The organism is Thermonema lapsum (assembly GCF_011761635.1).
In the GTDB taxonomy this organism is placed as follows: domain Bacteria; phylum Bacteroidota; class Bacteroidia; order Cytophagales; family Thermonemataceae; genus Thermonema; species Thermonema lapsum.
In genome coordinates, this window is record NZ_JAASRN010000001.1 from 1106278 (window position 1) to 1124023 (window position 17746).

Annotated in this window: 16 protein-coding genes; 9 read left to right on the forward strand and 7 right to left on the reverse strand. The window is 47.6% G+C overall.

Annotated elements, in window-relative coordinates:
• Positions 1–53: 53 nt before the first annotated feature.
• Positions 54–1121: a pyruvate dehydrogenase (acetyl-transferring) E1 component subunit alpha gene (gene pdhA / locus FHS56_RS04840; protein WP_166918719.1), complete on the forward strand. Its 1068-nt coding sequence runs from the start codon at positions 54–56 to the stop codon at positions 1119–1121.
• 113 nt (positions 1122–1234) lie between these two features.
• Here pdhA and FHS56_RS04845 read toward each other — a convergent pair whose 3' ends face one another.
• On the reverse strand, positions 1235–1759 hold the full coding sequence (locus tag FHS56_RS04845; RefSeq protein ID WP_166918720.1) for a DUF7935 family protein: 525 nt from the start codon (positions 1757–1759) through the stop codon (positions 1235–1237).
• Between the two features lie 64 nt (positions 1760–1823).
• Between FHS56_RS04845 and FHS56_RS04850 the strand changes: the two genes are divergently transcribed.
• The gene (locus FHS56_RS04850) at positions 1824–2132 is read left to right on the forward strand and encodes a HesB/IscA family protein (protein WP_166918721.1); all 309 of its coding nucleotides are present in this window, start codon (positions 1824–1826) and stop codon (positions 2130–2132) included.
• On the opposite strand, the gene FHS56_RS04855 is transcribed toward FHS56_RS04850, so the two are convergent.
• Genes FHS56_RS04855 through FHS56_RS04865 form a run of 3 tightly spaced genes read right to left on the reverse strand, consistent with a single transcriptional unit; the run spans position 2129 to position 4949 of the window.
• A complete protein-coding gene (locus FHS56_RS04855) occupies positions 2129–2725 on the reverse strand; it encodes a DUF6913 domain-containing protein (protein WP_166918722.1) in 597 nt (198 codons plus the stop codon). The genes FHS56_RS04850 and FHS56_RS04855 overlap by 4 nt on opposite strands.
• Before the next feature lie 28 nt (positions 2726–2753).
• Positions 2754–4040 (reverse strand): competence/damage-inducible protein A, encoded by a 1287-nt coding sequence (locus FHS56_RS04860; RefSeq protein ID WP_166918723.1) that lies wholly within the window; start codon positions 4038–4040, stop codon positions 2754–2756.
• 9 nt (positions 4041–4049) lie between these two features.
• Positions 4050–4949, reverse strand: coding sequence for a Ppx/GppA phosphatase family protein (locus FHS56_RS04865; protein ID WP_166918724.1), 900 nt, complete (start codon positions 4947–4949; stop codon positions 4050–4052).
• Between the two features lie 138 nt (positions 4950–5087).
• On the opposite strand from FHS56_RS04865, the gene FHS56_RS04870 reads away from it, so the two are divergent.
• Positions 5088–6371: a sensor histidine kinase gene (locus tag FHS56_RS04870; protein ID WP_166918725.1), complete on the forward strand. Its 1284-nt coding sequence runs from the start codon at positions 5088–5090 to the stop codon at positions 6369–6371.
• A gap of 240 nt (positions 6372–6611) precedes the next feature.
• Here FHS56_RS04870 and FHS56_RS12040 read toward each other — a convergent pair whose 3' ends face one another.
• On the reverse strand, positions 6612–7757 hold the full coding sequence (locus FHS56_RS12040) for a PDZ domain-containing protein (RefSeq protein ID WP_166918726.1): 1146 nt from the start codon (positions 7755–7757) through the stop codon (positions 6612–6614).
• A gap of 311 nt (positions 7758–8068) precedes the next feature.
• On the opposite strand from FHS56_RS12040, the gene FHS56_RS04880 reads away from it, so the two are divergent.
• The 3 genes from FHS56_RS04880 to FHS56_RS04890 are packed head-to-tail and all read left to right on the forward strand — an operon-like array spanning position 8069 to position 11269.
• Positions 8069–9247: a 1-deoxy-D-xylulose-5-phosphate reductoisomerase gene (locus FHS56_RS04880; RefSeq protein WP_166918727.1), complete on the forward strand. Its 1179-nt coding sequence runs from the start codon at positions 8069–8071 to the stop codon at positions 9245–9247.
• A gap of 49 nt (positions 9248–9296) precedes the next feature.
• Entirely contained in the window at positions 9297–10622 is a 1326-nt protein-coding gene (gene rseP / locus FHS56_RS04885; RefSeq protein WP_166918728.1) for an RIP metalloprotease RseP, read from the forward strand.
• Positions 10623–10636: 14 nt separating this feature from the next.
• Positions 10637–11269: a phosphatase PAP2 family protein gene (locus tag FHS56_RS04890; RefSeq protein ID WP_166918729.1), complete on the forward strand. Its 633-nt coding sequence runs from the start codon at positions 10637–10639 to the stop codon at positions 11267–11269.
• Here the strand turns inward: FHS56_RS04890 and FHS56_RS04895 are convergent.
• The gene (locus tag FHS56_RS04895) at positions 11258–12157 is read right to left on the reverse strand and encodes a bile acid:sodium symporter family protein (RefSeq protein ID WP_166918730.1); all 900 of its coding nucleotides are present in this window, start codon (positions 12155–12157) and stop codon (positions 11258–11260) included. The two genes, FHS56_RS04890 and FHS56_RS04895, sit on opposite strands and share 12 nt — an antisense overlap.
• A gap of 104 nt (positions 12158–12261) precedes the next feature.
• Between FHS56_RS04895 and FHS56_RS04900 the strand changes: the two genes are divergently transcribed.
• The 3 genes from FHS56_RS04900 to FHS56_RS04910 are packed head-to-tail and all read left to right on the forward strand — an operon-like array spanning position 12262 to position 16943.
• Positions 12262–13512: an efflux RND transporter periplasmic adaptor subunit gene (locus FHS56_RS04900; RefSeq protein WP_166918731.1), complete on the forward strand. Its 1251-nt coding sequence runs from the start codon at positions 12262–12264 to the stop codon at positions 13510–13512.
• Positions 13497–14756, forward strand: coding sequence for an ABC transporter permease (locus tag FHS56_RS04905; RefSeq protein ID WP_166918732.1), 1260 nt, complete (start codon positions 13497–13499; stop codon positions 14754–14756). The genes FHS56_RS04900 and FHS56_RS04905 overlap by 16 nt, the downstream gene beginning before the upstream one ends.
• A 45-nt stretch (positions 14757–14801) precedes the next feature.
• Positions 14802–16943 carry a tetratricopeptide repeat protein gene (locus FHS56_RS04910; RefSeq protein WP_166918733.1) on the forward strand — a complete coding sequence of 714 codons (2142 nt, stop codon included), beginning with the start codon at positions 14802–14804 and terminating at the stop codon, positions 16941–16943.
• 7 nt (positions 16944–16950) lie between these two features.
• Here the strand turns inward: FHS56_RS04910 and FHS56_RS04915 are convergent, their stop codons facing one another.
• Positions 16951–17631 (reverse strand): M48 family metallopeptidase, encoded by a 681-nt coding sequence (locus tag FHS56_RS04915; protein ID WP_208409629.1) that lies wholly within the window; start codon positions 17629–17631, stop codon positions 16951–16953.
• Positions 17632–17746 lie beyond the last annotated feature (115 nt).

Here is a 17746-nt window from a genome sequence, read left to right on the forward strand (position 1 = left end):
TAGTTGCATTCGAAACAGATATTTTGGTATTTTAGCGGCAAACCTATCTAAGCATGGCTCAGAAGAAAGAGGAAATCGACAAACAGGGCGCACAAAACCAATATTCGTTGACGCCCGATAAAAAGCAAGAGGTTTACGACTTCTCGCAGGAGACTTACCGTTTCTGGTATGAAAAAATGTTGCTGGCGCGACGCTTCGAAGAAAAGGCAGGACAATTATACGGGCGTCAGAAGATACGCGGCTTTTGTCATCTTTACATAGGACAAGAAGCCTGTGTAGCCGGTGCCGCCACTGCCCTCACCAAAGACGACAAATGGATTACTGCCTATCGCGACCATGCCCACCCGCTTGTGTTGGGCACCTCGGCACGCGCGGTCATGGCAGAGCTATATGGCAAAGTAACCGGCTGTTCGAAGGGAAAAGGCGGCTCTATGCATATATTTGATAAAGAAGTAAACTTCTTTGGCGGACACGGCATCGTAGGGGGGCAAATCCCCTTAGGCGCAGGCATAGCCTTTGCCGAAAAATATATGGGCACTCAAAACGTATGCATTTGTTATATGGGCGATGGTGCCGTACGGCAAGGGGCTTTTCATGAAACCCTCAACATGGCGATGACCTGGAAGTTGCCCGTTATTTTTGTAATAGAAAACAACGGCTACGCCATGGGCACTTCGGTGAAGCGTACGTCCAACGTAACTGACCTTTACACTTTGGGCGAAGCCTACGACATGCCTTCCGAACCTGTGGACGGTATGGTGGTAGAAGAGGTGCATTTGGCTGTGGCACGCGCCGCTGCACGCGCCCGCAAAGGCGAGGGTCCTACTTTGTTGGAGTTCCGCACTTACCGTTACAAAGGGCACTCCATGTCTGACCCCGCCAAATACCGCACCAAAGAAGAAGTAGAAGCCTACAAGCAGCAAGACCCCATAGAGCAAGTGAAAAAGCGCATGTTGGAAAAAGGCTTCGGCGATGAAGCCTACTTCCAGCAGGTAGAGCAAGAGGTAAAAGCCATCGTAGAAGATGCCGTACAGTTTGCCGAGGAGTCGCCTTATCCTGCCCCCTCCGACATCTTCAAGGATGTGTATGTGCAAGAAGACTATCCGTTTTTGACAGAATAAGCCTTCTCGAAAATGAGCAAAAGGCAGCCTTGTGGCTGCCTTTCATATTTTGCTAATATTGTGCGTTTAGAAAACAAAAGCCGAACTCTTCCAAGCAAAAACAAACTTGTTTCTCAAGCAAAAAAACTTTGTGCTTCCTGTTTCACGAAACGCAACGCCGGCTCCACTGGGTCTATGTTGTATTCATTTAAGTTATTCAGGATGGCTTTGGCAAGCACCAAAGCCTTTGCGTCTTGCTCTACAGTGGCTGCCGTGTTGTTGATAAGCGTAACCACCCCTTCCTTTGCTTTTTTCACTTCTTCCCACGCCTCAATGCTCATGTATAGCTGTTGGGATAGGTTATGAGAAAATTCTTGCTGTATTTCGTGTAGCAAAATATGGCGCAGCTCACCGGCAGTCAAGTCCTGAAATTGAATACGCAAAAGCAGTTGCGGCGGAGAGATGCGCTCGAGCAGCAAACAAATCCGCTCGTAAGCGTGCAGGCGGTGTTCCAGCGCCGTTTCGCTGTATTTCAATCGCAACTCGGCAAGTTTTTTTTCAAAGTCTTTTTGCAAGAAAGCGCGCACGGTAGTGTAGAATGCATAACTCACAATAGCCAAAGGGATACTCACTTTCAGCAAATCAAGAAGTACTTCCATTTGTCAGAATTCATTTTTTTTGTGAAGTGTTTCAAAGATAAGGATACTTTTCAAAGTGCAAACTATGTTTGAAGAACTGCCCGTAAAAATCACACCTCAAGCCCTTGAAGCCATCAAAGACATCAAAGCCAACAAAGGCATTCCAGCAGACTATGGCTTGCGCATTGGCGTAAAAGGCGGAAGGGGCTGCGGCGGTGCCCAGTTTCTTTTAGGCTTTGACCATCTCAAAGAAGATGATGCTGTTTATCAGCTGGAGGGCATCGATATTTATATTTCCAAAAAACACTTTCTTTACCTTCTCGACGTGCAAATAGACTACGAAGAAACGGAAGAAGGCGTGGGTTTTACCTTCACCAAGCAGCAAACAAGCTAAGAGGAGGTTATTTTTTTGCTGCGACGGTCTAAGGCGTCTGGCTCGAAAAAAGAAGGCGGCGGGTTGTTCACCAATAAGCCTTTGGTGTAGTGCATCATTTGAAGGGTTAAGGTAACAACGTCGCGCTTCTGCCCTTGAGGAATGGCTATCATCAACTCATAAGGGCGCTCGGTATCGTCTTCATAGAACGAGCCAATACGGCATTTGGCATGCGAATGGCGCATGATATAATCGAAAGGCTTGAAGTGCTGCAAGCTCACACAATACAAATAATCGAAGCGCTCTTGTATGAAAGACTCTACTTCTCGGGTACTGACCTGCTCGCCACGCCTGAGGTCTTCTTTTGTAAAGAAATCAAACTTAAAATCGTAAGGATTGGAATGCTTTTCTTCGAAGTAAGCCATGGCACGCACCTTCTTGCCGTCTTGCTTGAGTATTTTTATCCAGTAATTGAGAGCTCCATGACATTCCTCGTCCGTACTGTTGAATAAGATACCTACTGTTTTTATGTCTTCGTAGTTGAGTGCATAGCGTTTGACTTGTGGCAGCGGAAGACGGCGATGCCTACCCCATATTTTATTCCAAAAACTCATATTTCTTTACGGTATTCTCCAAACGAAATTATACGAAAAAATCTTCAAATTCATGGGCTCTACCTCCCAACTTTTTACGCAGCCAGTCAAGCAACAAAGCTGTGGTTACTTTTATATTGAAAAGGCGGTCATTGCCTAAACGATACAATGCTGCCTTGGCAGCCTCTGCATCGGCATAGGCAACCCAAATAGTACCTACGGGCTTGGTGGTGGTACCGCCTCCCGGTCCGGCAATGCCACTGGTTGCCAGTCCTATATCTGCACGAAAACGCGCACGCACCGCTGTTGCCATTTGCAAAACGGTAGCTTCGCTCACAGCCCCCTCTTTTTCAAGGGTGCTGGGCAACACCCCCAAAATATCTATCTTAGCACGGTTGCTATACGTTACCACGCCTCCTTGAAAATAGGCAGAGCTGCCGGGTATTTTGGTAAAACTGTGCGCCAGATAGCCGCCAGTACAACTCTCGGCTACTGCAATGGTCTTACCGCTTTTGCGCAACAGAGCCGCCACTACCTCCTCAAGGGTTTCTTGCTCAAAACCGAATACGTACTTATCTATGAGCGGCAACAAGCGCCTCAACTGCTCTTTGATGTCTTCTTGTAAAAGCGTTCTGTCTTTGCCTGTTGCCGTCAGGCGCAGCTTTACTTGCCCGAAAGAAGGCAAATAAGCCAGCTTGATGTGCGCAGGCAAAGCCTCTTCCCAAGTAGCAATTTGTTCTGCCAGTTGAGACTCGCCAATACCCACGGTCTTGACATGAAAGTGAAGCAGTGGTTCTACGGCAAAAGTCTTCAACAGACGGGGCACCACCTGCTCTTGCATGAGGTGCTGCATTTCGTGTGGCACGCCCGGCATAGCCACCACCACCCGTCCGGCAGAGTCATTCATCCATATGCCGGGGGCTGTTCCTTTTTCGTTTTGTAGGTAAATTGCTCCGGCGGGCAAAGCTGCCTGTTGTTCGTTTAAGGCTGAAAGCGAACGCCCACGCAACATAAACATCTCTTTGAGATGGGCAAGGGCTTCGGGGTAAAGACGCAGTTCTGTACCGAACAAGCGACAAAGCGCCAACTTGGTAACATCGTCTTTGGTAGGTCCCAAACCGCCGGTGAGCAGCACCACCTGCGCACGCTGCATAGCTTCTTGCAAAGCTTGCACAATCGCCTCTTGCTCGTCGGCTATGACCATGTGGCGAAGCACACGAAAACCAGCTTCGCTCAGGTACTCGCTCATCCATTGAGCATTGGTGTTGGCAATGCTGCCATAGAGTAGCTCATCACCGATATTGATAATTTCAACGGCTATTTTCTGAGAAGACATAAAGCAAGATTAACTGTCAAATAGCATTTTATTTTTACGAAATCCGTGTTTTTCGAGTAGCATTTCCAACAAGCCATCACGCAGCCCCACCCCTGGCGCCAATATTTCTTTGATGCCTGCCCAGCGCATCACCGACAGATAAATATGAGCCGCAGGGACGATGACATCGGCGCGGTCGGGGTTCATTTCCAGCATGGCAATACGCTCTTCGTAGGTATAGCTTTCTATTCTTTCTTTAATCTTTGCCAATTCTTTGATGGTGATGGCGTTCCCCTTTTTCTTGGCATAGGTTACCAATTTGTTGATGTTCCCTCCTACGCCTACTGCGGTCAATTTATCCACTTTGCTGCAGTGTTTTTCCACCCACTTTTGCATTTCCTTCCACAAAGTAGGCTCAACTGCTCCTTCCAACAGGCGGATAGAGCCTATTTCGAACGAGCGAGAAGCCACTGCCTGCCCCCCGATGATAAGGGTAAGTTCGGTGCTTCCGCCGCCTACGTCTATATGCAAATAGGGTTTAAGGTCTAAGTGGCGCAACAAAGCCACATTGACGTAGTGATTTTCTTCGTCGCCACTGATAATCTGCAACTGAATGCCTGTCTCTTGACGCACCCTTTCGACTATTTCTGAGCTGTTGGCAGCTTCGCGCATGGCAGATGTAGCCACCGCCATGTAATCATGCACTTCATGTAGGTCTATCAAAAGACGGTAGGCATGTAGCAATTTCAAGATTTGGGCTTCCTTGTAGGGGGTTATGTGTCCGTGTTTAAACACATCGATGCCCAAACGCAGTGGAAAACGTACGTACTCGACCTTTTTCAAGTACACCCCGTCGAGTTCATTGTTGATGACACTCGATATTTGCAGTCGGGCGGCATTAGAACCGATGTCTATAGCTGCTAACTTCAAGGTTTCGCAATTTTAAAAGTACCATTGCTTGTTACAAATATAGTCATTGCCTGCAAATCGAAACTTTCGCTTACGACGTATCATTTGAATGATAAAGATAAAGTGCGTAAAATTGGGAAGACTGACCTGCACTGCATCATGCCTCATCACTTGCACATCGTTTGTTATTTACCTGCCGGTTCTTCGACGCTACATGCTCTGGTCGATGAACTGCGAAAAAACGTACAAGCATCCAATAGCGATTGGCGTATAAATGTTTTTCACCAAAAAGAAGAGTTGTTGCAAGCTGTAGAACAACTTCCAGAAAAATCTGCTTTGTTCATCCCGGTGCATGCAGAAGAGAAAGACACGCCCCTGCTTATTCACAAAGTAGCTCAAAGCCTGCAACTGAGCAAGGAAATAGTACCTATATTTAGCGGAGGCTACGGGTTGGATGCCAAGCACCAGCTGCAACTTTATCAGAATGGCGTATGGTACGTCTTTGATTTCGAGCACACACCCTCGCCCGTGATTCTGAAAGCTATAGAACAAGCCCTGCTCAGAGTAGTAAAACTGCATCACACTCCACTGCAAATACAAAAATGGCAAGAACGTTTTCATGCTCTTTTGCAGCGTTGCCGCCTGCTGGAGCAAGAGCTAGAAGAAAGCAAAGAAGAGTTGCTCGAGGCTTACAAGGAACTGACCGAAGCACTCGAAGGACAAGTGTCCTTAAAAAAAACAGCAAGCAAGCTGCAAGCCGACTTGGACAGCTTCCTCTACAAACTCTCCCACGACATACAAGGTCCAGTGGCTTCCTTGCAAGGGCTCGGCAATTTGGCACGCTTAGACATAAACGACCCCACAGCACTTGACTACGTGGAAAAGATGATGCAAAACATAGGCAAATTGCAAAAGATAGTGCAAGGGCTGCAGAAGGTAGTCAAAATTCGCTATGCCACTCAAGAGATAGAGCTGATAGACTTTCACCAGTTGCTGTTTCAATTGCGCAATGAATACAATAGCCTGTGTAACAAGCTAAATGTAAAAATACGCAGCCAAATTGATAGCAAACAACCCTTTTTTGCTTCCCACAGTCTTATTTACACTATCTTGCAGCATCTCATAGAAAATGCCCTGATACACGGTTTGAGTCAAAGGAAAAAGCTCGAAGAGACAGCCTATATAGATGTAATTATTAGCAGTAACAGCCGGCAATGTCTTCTTTTGGTAATAGACGAGGGCGTCGGTATCCCGAAAGAAGCTCACGACCGTTTATTCGATTTGTTTTTTAAATACAACCCAGACTCCAAAGGCACGGGTGTGGGACTTTATATAGTAAAAAGCTGCGTGGAACAGCTGCATGGAAACATAGAAGTAGAAAGTGAAGTAGGCAAAGGTACTACCTTCCGTGTCATCATTCCCAACCATCACTCGCGAAAGTAACCACAAGACCAAGAAACTACACCCAGCAACTAAAGCCGCTACATGGCTTGCGACGTACATCTATCCACAAAAGGTTCTGCCACGCATATACACCGCTTTTGTACAGCTACTTTATGAAAGCCCAGCTCTCCGCTTTCCGTCTGGCACAGCAGGCACGCCAAACGGCGGTCAAGCAAATGCTTTGCGAGCTTTACTGCTTACTACTTTCTTCATCAACTTACTCTTACTGAATGTTCATACCTAAATAAGACGCTTGGCAGTAAAACAGATAAGCATAAGATTGTTGTTGCGCCGCACCAGCAGAACAATCTCTTTGCCTTCCTCTTCGGTAATTTTATATAAGTGGTTCAGTGTCAATTCCGATGCTGAAAATTCATTTACCCCCAATAGAATATCGCCGGGGCGCAAGCCTGCTTTCCATGCTTCGGACAGGGGATGTACCTCGCTCACCATGAAAGTACGAAAGTCAGGCGGGAGTACCACCCAATCAATCCCCGTAAAGCTATATTCAAAGGGCTTTTTGGCGTTTTTATTCGGATACAACCACACCCGGCGGTTCCGATAGTCGAAAACCCAGTGAAAACGCGACATCATGCCAAACCCTATAGCGCCTTGCACTTCTATGCCTTTGGGTTTTCGATACACATAGTGAGTGGTGTCGGGAAAGCCTGCCAACACATTTTCCATCTGCCAGCGTGCAATTTGCACTCGTGGCAAACGCCCCACAGCGCCATACCAATCGCCGGAAAGAGTGGCGCCGATACGTCCTTCGATGTATTGAGGTGGAAGACGCAAAGAAGAGTCAGCAGCTATTTCCAGTAGCAGGGTATGCCCTGCCCCGCTGTCGAGCAACACACGGAGCGGTTGCAGCTTGCGCTCGCCGGCTTGCTGTATCCACAGAGGCATATAGGGTTTTTCGCCATGCAAAAATAAGGTATCGACGTGGTAACCTTTCAACTGGCGCCGCCAACGGCGGTACTGCCGGTTGTAGAAAGTCAGCCGCTGGCGCTGGTAATCTATTTTCACCACCAAATGCTCAAAAAGAGCAGAGCCCAACAAGCCGTGAATGGGCTTGCCCGCATAAGATGACAAGTTAAACACCGAGTCATCCATCACCATGACGTTGGCAGCTTCGTTTATCAATTTACTGCCCACACGCAAATGATTGAGCGAAGACACATGCGCCCAAAATACCTCTGGCGAACCCAAGCCCCGCACAGGAATGCGTGTGCTGTTGCCATGGGGAGAAAACAAAGTATCCAAAGAAGGGGTTAAAACAAGAATGCCATTCACCCCCGTATCAACTGCAAAATTTAAAGTATCTTTGGCACGGTTGACGAAAACAGGCACCACAATCAAATTGCCATACAAATTGAAAGGAACCACTGCCTTTCTCTTGTAACTCTGAGCTATGCGAAAACCTATCGTTTGGGTAGAAGAAACAAGAGAGCGGCTCGTGCATGCACCCAAGCAAAGAGCTATCAAACAATAGCCTGCAAAACGGAAAATGAGCATAGAGCCAGTTAAGTTATACGATTGAACAGATTGAAGATTATTTGTAAAATAAAATTTTTGCAAAAATGTTGTGAAAAGCAATGCTTATGTTTCTTGCCGGTTTGTTGTTTGCCGAAGTAGTTTACCATCTCAACTGACGGGCAAAGCATCCCAAAGGAAAAAATAATAGATACAAACGTTCTATGAATACAAGTACACAGCACCATAAAAGAAGAGTGGCTATTCTGGGCTCTACGGGCTCCATAGGCACACAAGCTTTGGAGGTAATCCGTGAACAAGCCGATTATTTGGAAGTAGAAGTGCTCACTGCCAACAACAATGTAGATTTATTGATAGAACAAAGCATTGCCTTTCAACCCAATGCCGTAGTCATTAGCAACCCTGAGCACTATCCGAAGCTAAAAGAAGCACTGGCACCTTATCCCATCAAAGTATATGCGGGAGAAAAAGCCTTGTGCCAAGTGGTGGAAATGGAGAGCATAGACATTGTGCTGACGGCTATGGTAGGTTTTGCGGGCTTGCGCCCCACCATCCATGCTATAGAGGCGGGCAAGCCTATTGCGCTGGCAAACAAAGAGACCTTGGTCGTTGCTGGCGCCTACATCACCCGCTTGGCGCGTGAACGGGGCGTAAACATCTACCCTGTGGACTCGGAACACTCAGCTATTTTTCAGTGCTTAGTGGGCGAATTTCACAACCCCATAGAAAAAATCATATTGACGGCGTCGGGCGGTCCTTTCCGTGGTTATAGCCGCGAACAACTTGCCAGCGTACGCAAAGAACAAGCCCTCAAACACCCCAACTGGAATATGGGCGCCAAGATAACCATTGATTCAGCCACCCTCATGAACAAAGGGCTCGAAGTCATCGAAGCTAAGTGGCTCTTTGGGCTTTCGCCCGAACAAATAGAAGTAATCGTTCACCCGCAGTCCATCATACACTCTATGGTGCAATTTGAAGACGGCTCTATTAAAGCGCAAATGGGCTTACCCGACATGAAATTGCCCATTCAATTTGCTTTGAGTTATCCTATGCGTCATCCCACTTCATTTCCCCGCTTCGATTTTAGGGCATATCCACAGCTCACATTCGAGCTACCCGACACTAAAGCCTTCCCTTGCCTCGAACTGGCTTATGAAGCCCTACGACAAGGGGGCAACATGCCTTGTGTGCTCAATGCTGCCAACGAAGTAGCTGTGTCTGCTTTCCTTCAAGACCAAATCAACTTTTTGGATATTCCCGCACTCATCGAAACATGCATGCAGCGCATGGACTACATTGCCAACCCTGCGCCCGAAGACTACTTCGCCACCGACCAGCAAACACGCCAATACGCAAAAGAAGCCCTCAAACACGTTTAAGTTTTGTAATTTTGTTTCAAATACCAATTACCCCAAAAACATACATTTCATGGAAATTATCGTTATGATTTTGCAGCTCATCCTGGGGCTGTCCATTTTAGTAGCAGTGCACGAGTTTGGGCACTACATAGCTGCGCGTGTCTTCGGCATGCGGGTACGCAAGTTTTTCATCTTTTTCGACGCATGGGGCAAAAAGCTATGGAGCAAAAAAATAGGTGAAACTGAATTTGGCATTGGCATCATTCCCTTTGGCGGGTATGTGCAAATCGCCGGCATGATAGATGAAACGCAAGATGCCAGTGCGCTGTCGAAAGAGCCGGAGCCTTGGGAATTCCGTGCCAAGCCCGCATGGCAACGCCTCATCGTGATGCTGGGCGGAATCCTCATGAATGTCATCACCGGCATTCTCATTTTCTTCCTGCTCAGCTACAAACAGGGCGAAAATTATATTCCAAGCGAGCGCGTAGATGGCATCATTGTAGGCACAATAGGCGAATCGGTAGGGTTGCGCACCGGCGATAAGGTCATTGCTGTGAACGGCAAGCCCGTAGAACGTTTCAATGATTTGTTCAGCTCCGAGGTACTTTTGGGGCACAACGTGGTATTTACAGTAGTGCGCTCGGGCGATACCTTGCAAGTGCTACTTCCTAACGACTTGGCAGACAAAGTCATCGACAATAAAGAGGGTTTTATCTTGCCTATCCCCTACCTGACAAACTACGAGATAGCGGAAATAGCCCCCAACTCACCGGCAGAAAAAGCCGGCTTGCAAATAGGCGATAAAATCGTAGGGATAAACCAAGACAGCATACGGCATTTCTATGAGCTATCAGAGGTGTTGACAAAACATAAAAACCAAGAGGTCATCATCAAAGTGTTGCGCCAAGGGCAGGTCATTGAACTGACGGCTACCGTAGGCAAAGACGGCAAGCTGGGCTTTCAACCTGCTTTCTTCAATAGCTTGTATGAGCGCAAAGAGTTGACCTTGACAGAGGCACTTGCCAAAGGCACTTACACTGCCTTTAATGTAATTTTTGACAACATCAAAGGTTTTAAAAAGATTTTCAGGGGCGAAGTGTCTGCCTCCAAGTCGCTATCCGGTCCCATAGGCATAGGCGCTATTTACGGTTCGGTGTGGGACTGGGTGCACTTCTGGACCATCACCGGTTTGCTTTCTATGGTATTGGCATTCATGAACTTACTGCCTATACCTGCATTGGACGGCGGTCATGTAGTCTTCCTTCTGTTGGAAATTATCAGTGGGCGTCCTATACCTGAAAAAATACTTGAAAAAGCCCAACAAGTAGGCATGTTCCTACTGCTGATGCTCATGGCGTTTGCCGTATTCAACGACCTGTTTAAGTTGTTCAGTTAAAAAAACGGGGACTTGTGAAACAGCTTTTAAAGCAGTACGCTGCATACTATGGCACGGTGGGCATTGTGTTGCTTACAGGCAGCATAATCCTGCTTTTTTGCTCAAAAGAAGCCGTGCAACTGTGGGTAGATGCTAACCACTTGGCATACTTAGATGTTTTCTTTAGCTATCTAACCCATCTGGGCGACGGACTGACATTCGTAACAGTTATTTTGTTTATGGCGTTATGGCGCAGCTACTACCTCGCTTTTGAAGGCTTGCTTTCGTTTGCTACCTCCGGGCTGTTTACGCAGCTACTCAAGCGCACGGTTTTTGCCGACGTATTGCGCCCTAAAGGCTTATTGGGTGCACAACTGCACTATATTGCTGGCGTAGAAGTACATACCACTCACTCCTTCCCTTCGGGACATGCCACCACTGCCTTTGCTTTGGCTACCTTTCTGGTATTGCACTCTACCCCCAAAAACGGGATTTTGTGGGCGTTGGCAGCGGCTCTTGTCGGCTTTTCACGTATTTATCTGAACCAACACTTTTTGCCCGATGTGCTTGCCGGGGCGCTCATAGGCACAGCTTGGGCGACTGCTATGCACCAGCTCTTGCTGCCTCTGCAACAAAAAGACGCATGGCAACGGCACCTACTGCCTTAACTCTCTGCGTGGCAGGCGCTCCCTGAAAAACAGCGCTAAAGCTATTGTCGAGAAGAAAGTAAACAGGGCATATATTGAAGCGGGAATGGCAGCCTCCAGGCTATTGAGCATGGTGGCACTGGTCGCTACGGTGATTGCCAAGCCGGTGTTCTGCAATCCCACTTCAATAGCAATGGTCAGGCAGTTCTTTTGCTTCAAGCCTGCCGCTCTCGACACATAATACCCCAACAACATGCCCCCTATGTTTAACCCCAGCATAAAAGGCACAATCGCCAAGTAATCATACCAGTGAAACGACAAGCTGTTGTCTTGATTAAAGTAAATTGTCAACACCATGGCAATGCCCAGTAAAGAAGGAAGAATGTATTTAAGCCAGCCCTGCCAACGCTCTACCCGCCTTTTCCCTACCCGATAACGCACATAGATACCTAACACAGCCGGAACAACCGTAATAAGCAAAATCTGCAGAAAGGTATTCCAAAAAGGCAAGTTCAGCTCACAACGGTCTCCCATAAACACCCACAAAGCCAAATTGACAATGGAAGGGATGGTGAAGATGGTGAGCAGACTGTTAACCGAAGTCAATAATATAGACAAAGCCAGGTTGCCCTGTAAAAGGTAAGTAATCAGATTAGACACCGCTCCTCCCGGGCAAGCAGCCACCAACACAATGCCCACCTTTATGGCAGGACTAAACGGCGCCACCCATGCCAATAAAAACGCCAACAAAGGCAAGCCCAGCATTTGCAGACTAAGCCCCAGCAACATCGACTTGGGATAGGCTATGATTCGTTTAAAATCATTAAAAGTGAGCGATAAGCCCATGCCCAACATAATAAAGGCTAAAACCAAGGGCAAAATATAGGTCGCTAATAGTTCTCCTAACATGTCGTTTTTTAAATTCGGCGCAAATTACTAATTTCAAACTTAGCATTAAACTCTGCAGCGCAAACAGCTCTCCACTTTTATTTTTCCATAAAGCTCTATAGTGCATGCTTACAATTCCGTCCAGAAGAAAATTACTCATCACTATCCTCCCCTTGCTGATGCTGCCCTTGGCATGGTGGCTCTTGGCACCATCTGCCGACGAAGCAGAAGGCTGGGTGCTTGTACAAAAAGGCGACCTGAGCGTGCAAGTACTGGCTACCGGTGAACTCACCGCTCGGCAAGCCGTTGAGGTTACAGCACCTGCTCTGTTGCGCAGCCTCGAAATTTATCAAATCAAAATAGTGGACTTGATACCGGAAGGTAGCCAAGTCAAAGCTGGTGACTACTTGGCTACTTTAGACAACCAAGAGCTAAGCGAAAAAATGCAGCAACTGCGCATAGAAATAGAAAAGCTTGAAAACGAACGGAATCAGGCACTAATCGATACGGCTCTTGCGCTGCGCCAAGCGCGCGAAGAACTGCAAAACCTTGCCCTTGACCTGGAAATGAAAAAGATTCAACTACGTGGCACAGAATATGAGCCCCCCGCAGAGCAAAGCAAAACCCGTTTGGCATATGAACGTGCGCTCAACGCCTACGAAAACGCCCAGCAAGCTTATCGGCTCAAACAAAAACAAGCCCGCAGCAAACTGATGGGCATCCATACGCTACTCAACGAAGCCAAGCGAAAATACAAAATGGCAGAAGAAGCACTGAAAGCACTTACCCTTCACGCCCCCACCAACGGTACCGTTATCTACCACAAGGGATGGAACGGCAGCAAAAAAGAAGCCGGCAGCATGGTAAGCACTTGGGACCCCGTAGTGGTCAAGCTGTCGGCACAGCAAGAGCTGGTATCTACCGCCCGCATCAACGAACTGGACATTCATAAAATCAAAAAGGGACAAGCCGCCAAGGTACGTGTAGAAGCCTTTCCCGACCGCATCTTTCAAGGCGAAGTCATCGACATATCGAATGCTGCCGAAAGCGACGACTCCAAAGCGCGTTACTTTGCCGTAGATATCCGCTTGAAAAAGCAAGACCCCGCCCTACGCCCTACTATGAGTACCTTCAACCGCATTGAATGCAGCCTCCACCAGAAGGTACTGCTTATTCCCTTAAGCGCCGTGCACTATACCCCTGCGGGTATTCCTTACGTTATCAAGAAAAAAGGCAGGCACATGGTGCGGCAGCAAGTGCAACTGGGCGCTGCCGACGACCTACATGTAATTGTAAAAAAAGGTCTGAAAATCGGCGACCAAGTGAGCTTATCTATACCTGAACAAATAGAATCATTGCCATGGCAAACACTATAAAGCCCCACCCCTCTAAACTGAAAGCATGGCAAAAGGTACTATTGTGCAGCTGGCAATTAGCGCAGCAAAGCCATCGTGCTCATCGCTGGCGCCTATGGCTTTCAACCATAGGTATTGTTGTAGGCACGGCTGCCCTATTCAGCCTATGGACGCTCAACCGCGGCATACAGAAAAAACTACACCATCGACTTCAAGCCTACGGACTCAATACACTTTACCAACTACCACAAGAAAACAGTCTGCCTGCTGAGTTGCTAAACGCAGCAAGTGAAGCTACCTACCTGACCGTTGAAAAGCTGAACGAATACTCGCAAAGCGAGTCAGTAAAACCTGCCCCTCTGTGGACATTGACCGCTGAAGCACGCAGCAATGAGCGTCACCAAAACGTTCCCTTGGTGGTTTCTGCCTCTACCCTGCCGCAGCTGCTTCCTATCCACATAGAAGCAGGGCGCTTTTTGTCTGCTTCATCCGGCACGGCGGCAGTCTGCGTGATAGGGCACCGACTGGCGGCAGCCCTGCTTTCGCCCGAGCATCCACCCATAGGACAAGTCGTTTGCATAGGCAACAACTGCTTGACGGTGATAGGTGTCATACACAGTCGAAACAATGACCATCAATTGCTTCCAGACCTCAACGGCGCGATTATCGTCAATCCTGGCACTTTGCTGCACCGGCTGTTGCCTTTCGTAGAAAAAAACAAGCTGACACACCCCCTATGGATAAGCCGCTACAACCGGCACACCACCGAGCCGCCCATCCTGCCGAAACTGCTAAAGCAGCTCTACCCCTTAAGCGACTACCGCAGCTGGAACCCGGAAAGCTTGGTGACAGAAGAACTAAAAACACAACGCACACTGCGCATTACCTTGTGGGGCATTAGTTTGGTTGCCTTTATCGTGGGCAGCATAGGCATGATGAATATGATTTACAGCCATGCCATGGAAAGAAGCAGCGAAATAGGCATACAAAAGGCTGTAGGTGCAACCCCTGCCATGATTCAATGGCAATACCTACTAGAAACCCTTCAGATGGGATTTTACGGCTGCCTACTTGGTTTTTTAGTAGGAACTTTGTTCAGCTATTTCATCAGTCAGCAAGCCGGCATCCCCTGGAGCATATACTTGCAGGACTGTATTCCCATAAGCCTCCTTGCTCTGACAATTTCCTTGCTCTCGGCATGGTTACCTGCCCGCAAAGCAGCCCTTCTGCCACCGGCGCAAGCACTCGCCAAGCATGAGTCTTAAAAAATTATTACCTTGAAGTTGCTTACCATTTTTTGAAAACAAACTATGCTGAAACATTTGTCATTGGCTTGCTTACTTTTGCTGCTGTTTTTTCATCTTCCGTTGCCTCTTTGCGCACAAGAAGAGGTAGAAAACAAAATAGCCAAACTTGAACAAGAGTTGGCTCGTGCAAGAGATACGCGTGCGATAGATATTTGTGTAAATCTCACAAACGAATATTTGTTTTATGACCTCGACCGCGCTTTCAAATATGCACACTTGGCTTTGCAAAAAGCAGAGACAAAAAACTACTTGTATGGCATCATGGCAGCACGCGTTGCCTTAGGCAACTGCTATCTCTACCGCAGCGAACAAAACGACCTACTGAGCGCTTTCGAGCAATACATGCAGGTAATAGAAACCCCACTCACACCAAAGCAAGAAAAAAATTGCCGCTTGCTCCTCGAAAAAGCCAAAGCCCTGAACGGACTGGGCAGCTTGTACCAAATATGGGGGGACTTCAAAAAAGCTATTGAACTACATACCAATTCCCTGAAAATACGGGAAGACTGTGGCGACCCAATAGGCATTGCCCGCTGCTATAACAGCATAGGGCTTGTGTATGATAATATGGGCAATTATGACGAAGCCATACGCTACTACTCCCGCGCCTTGAACCTATACGAAAAGCATCGCCGCATGCGAGACGTAGCCGGTGTATTGAACAACTTAGCAGCAGCCACCCACCTGAAGCTGCTCCAAAGCCAAAGTGCCGAAAGCTACGAACAGGTGTTCGACTATTACCACCGCTCTTTAAAAATCAGCGAAGAACTAAAAGACCGGCGCGGTATGGCACGCATTTACAACAACATGGGCATACTGTATGCCGAAAAAGGCAATTTTGACGAAGCGCTCGACCTTTATTTCCGGGCAGCTATGATTGACGAAGAAGAAAATGACCCAGCAGAAGCTGCCGCCACTTTCAACAACATAGCCCGTCTGTTCGAGCAAAAAGAAGAGTGGCTTGTAGCTTTGGATTACTATCGGAAAGCGTTAGAATCAGCCGCTGCCGTAGAATCCAAGTCGGCACTGCTAAATGCCACCCAAGGACTGAGCCGAGTGTATGCTCAAATGGGCGATTACTATCAGGCTTTTCAATATGCCCAAATGAGCAATCGTTTGCAAAAAGAACTCTATGACGTCGAAACAAGCCGCCGCATCGCTCTCATCAGCAGTCAGTATGAAATCGAAAAAAAACAAAAGCAAATAGAACTGCTGGAACGAGAAAAAGAACTACAGAAGTTGAAAGAAGAGCAACTCCAGCAATACATTATTCTTGGAACTCTACTACTGGCAATGCTGAGTATCCTCGTTTTGCTGCTCTTCAACCGTTATCGCTTCAAGTCGAAACTAAACAAACAGCTGCAGGCACTCTACCGTGAGTTGGAAATACAATACAAACGCACCGAAGACAGCATACAGTATGCCAGCCGCATTCAACAAGCTATGATACCCAAACCAGAGGCTTTACTCACCCCATTCCGTGAAATAGGTATATTCTACCGCCCCAAATCTATTGTCAGCGGTGATTTCTACTGGTGCAAAGAGGTAGGCAACAAAAAAGTAATTTTTGTTGCAGACTGCACGGGGCATGGTGTCCCGGGCGCCCTAATGACTGTGCTTTCCATGAACTTGATTGACAAGCTCGTAAATGAGATGAAAGACAATCTTCACCCCGACGAACTGCTGCGACAATTAGACCAGCACATTCAACAAGCCCTCTCCGACGAAAAAGTACAAGACGGTTTAGACGGGGCAATCCTTATTGTAGAGGGCAACCGACTCGAGTACGCCGGCGCCAAGTTCCCCCTTTATCTCTTCCATGATAACGACTTTTTTGTATTCAATGCCGCTCGTATTTCACTGGGCAACAAATCTTATATCTATAACAAGGAAAAGGTATTTACGCTACATAAGTTAGAGTTGAAACCCGGCGACAAAATCTACCTCCACTCCGACGGCTTCCCTGACCAGTTTGGCGGAGAAAAAGAACGAAAGTATATGAGCAAGCGATTCAGAGAATTGCTACAACGACACGCCGCCCTTCCACTTCAAGAGCAGGCGCGCGCATGGGAAAAAGAATTTGAGCACTGGAAGGGTAACAAAGACCAAACCGACGACGTGCTGGTGATTGGCTTTATGTATTAGATAACGGCTATAAAGACAACAGGTGCCCGTGCTGCCGCAGCCAACGATGATGCAGGGCGTAGTCAGGCATTTGCCGTTCTACTTCCTGCCAAAAAGCAGCACTATGGTTGTGGTGGCGCAAGTGAGTCAACTCATGCACTATCACGTAATCTACTACTGCTATAGGCGCCATCATCAGGCGCCAAGAAAAGTTCAGGCTTCCCTTAGAAGAACAAGACCCCCAACGTTTGCGCGCCCGGCTGACTTTGACCGCAACATACTGCCCCTGCAGTCCCGACCGGGCAGCCCAGTAAGCCACCCGCTCCGGTAAAAAAGCTGCCGCCTGTTCCATATACCACTTTTCAAACAAGCGAGCCGCTTCGGCTTGTCTACCGGCATGCATTACAAAAGTAGCGCCATCAAAAAGTAAAGGGTATGGCGTTTGTGTGCTGAAACACAAAGGATAAGTATGTCCCAAATAATAAAACGACTCGCCTTCTGCAAATAGCCTTTGAGGGCAAGATATTTTGCGCTGTCGGGCAGCTGCCAGGTGCTTTTCTACCCAAGCCACATGCTTGAACAGCACTCTATAAATATCACTTTCTTTGGCATGGTAGGGCGCACGTACCCACAACTCCCCCGCTTCGGTGATTTGCAGAGCAATGGTTTTCCGTTTGCTGCGAATGATACGGTCAACAGAAAACGGCAAAGCGTGCTTCCCTTTCATATTCAACCAGACGGGACGAAGTGATAAAAACGAGACTTTTTTATCAAAGATAAGAAAAATGGGCAGCGGTCGTCAAAACCGCTACCCGGAGGATATG

Excerpts from the sequence above, each read along its gene's own strand:
- pdhA (WP_166918719.1), top strand. The coding sequence starts at position 54 with ATGGCTCAGAAGAAAGAGGAAATCGACAAACAGGGCGCACAAAACCAA.
- FHS56_RS04910 (WP_166918733.1), top strand. The coding sequence starts at position 14,802 with ATGCTGAAACATTTGTCATTGGCTTGCTTACTTTTGCTGCTGTTTTTT.
- FHS56_RS04870 (WP_166918725.1), top strand. The coding sequence starts at position 5,088 with ATGCCTCATCACTTGCACATCGTTTGTTATTTACCTGCCGGTTCTTCG.
- rseP (WP_166918728.1), top strand. The coding sequence starts at position 9,297 with ATGGAAATTATCGTTATGATTTTGCAGCTCATCCTGGGGCTGTCCATT.
- FHS56_RS04905 (WP_166918732.1), top strand. The coding sequence starts at position 13,497 with ATGGCAAACACTATAAAGCCCCACCCCTCTAAACTGAAAGCATGGCAA.
- FHS56_RS04850 (WP_166918721.1), top strand. The coding sequence starts at position 1,824 with ATGTTTGAAGAACTGCCCGTAAAAATCACACCTCAAGCCCTTGAAGCC.
- FHS56_RS04880 (WP_166918727.1), top strand. The coding sequence starts at position 8,069 with ATGAATACAAGTACACAGCACCATAAAAGAAGAGTGGCTATTCTGGGC.
- FHS56_RS04855 (WP_166918722.1), bottom strand. The coding sequence starts at position 2,725 with ATGAGTTTTTGGAATAAAATATGGGGTAGGCATCGCCGTCTTCCGCTG.
- FHS56_RS04895 (WP_166918730.1), bottom strand. The coding sequence starts at position 12,157 with ATGTTAGGAGAACTATTAGCGACCTATATTTTGCCCTTGGTTTTAGCC.
- FHS56_RS04900 (WP_166918731.1), top strand. The coding sequence starts at position 12,262 with ATGCTTACAATTCCGTCCAGAAGAAAATTACTCATCACTATCCTCCCC.
- FHS56_RS04845 (WP_166918720.1), bottom strand. The coding sequence starts at position 1,759 with ATGGAAGTACTTCTTGATTTGCTGAAAGTGAGTATCCCTTTGGCTATT.
- FHS56_RS04860 (WP_166918723.1), bottom strand. The coding sequence starts at position 4,040 with ATGTCTTCTCAGAAAATAGCCGTTGAAATTATCAATATCGGTGATGAG.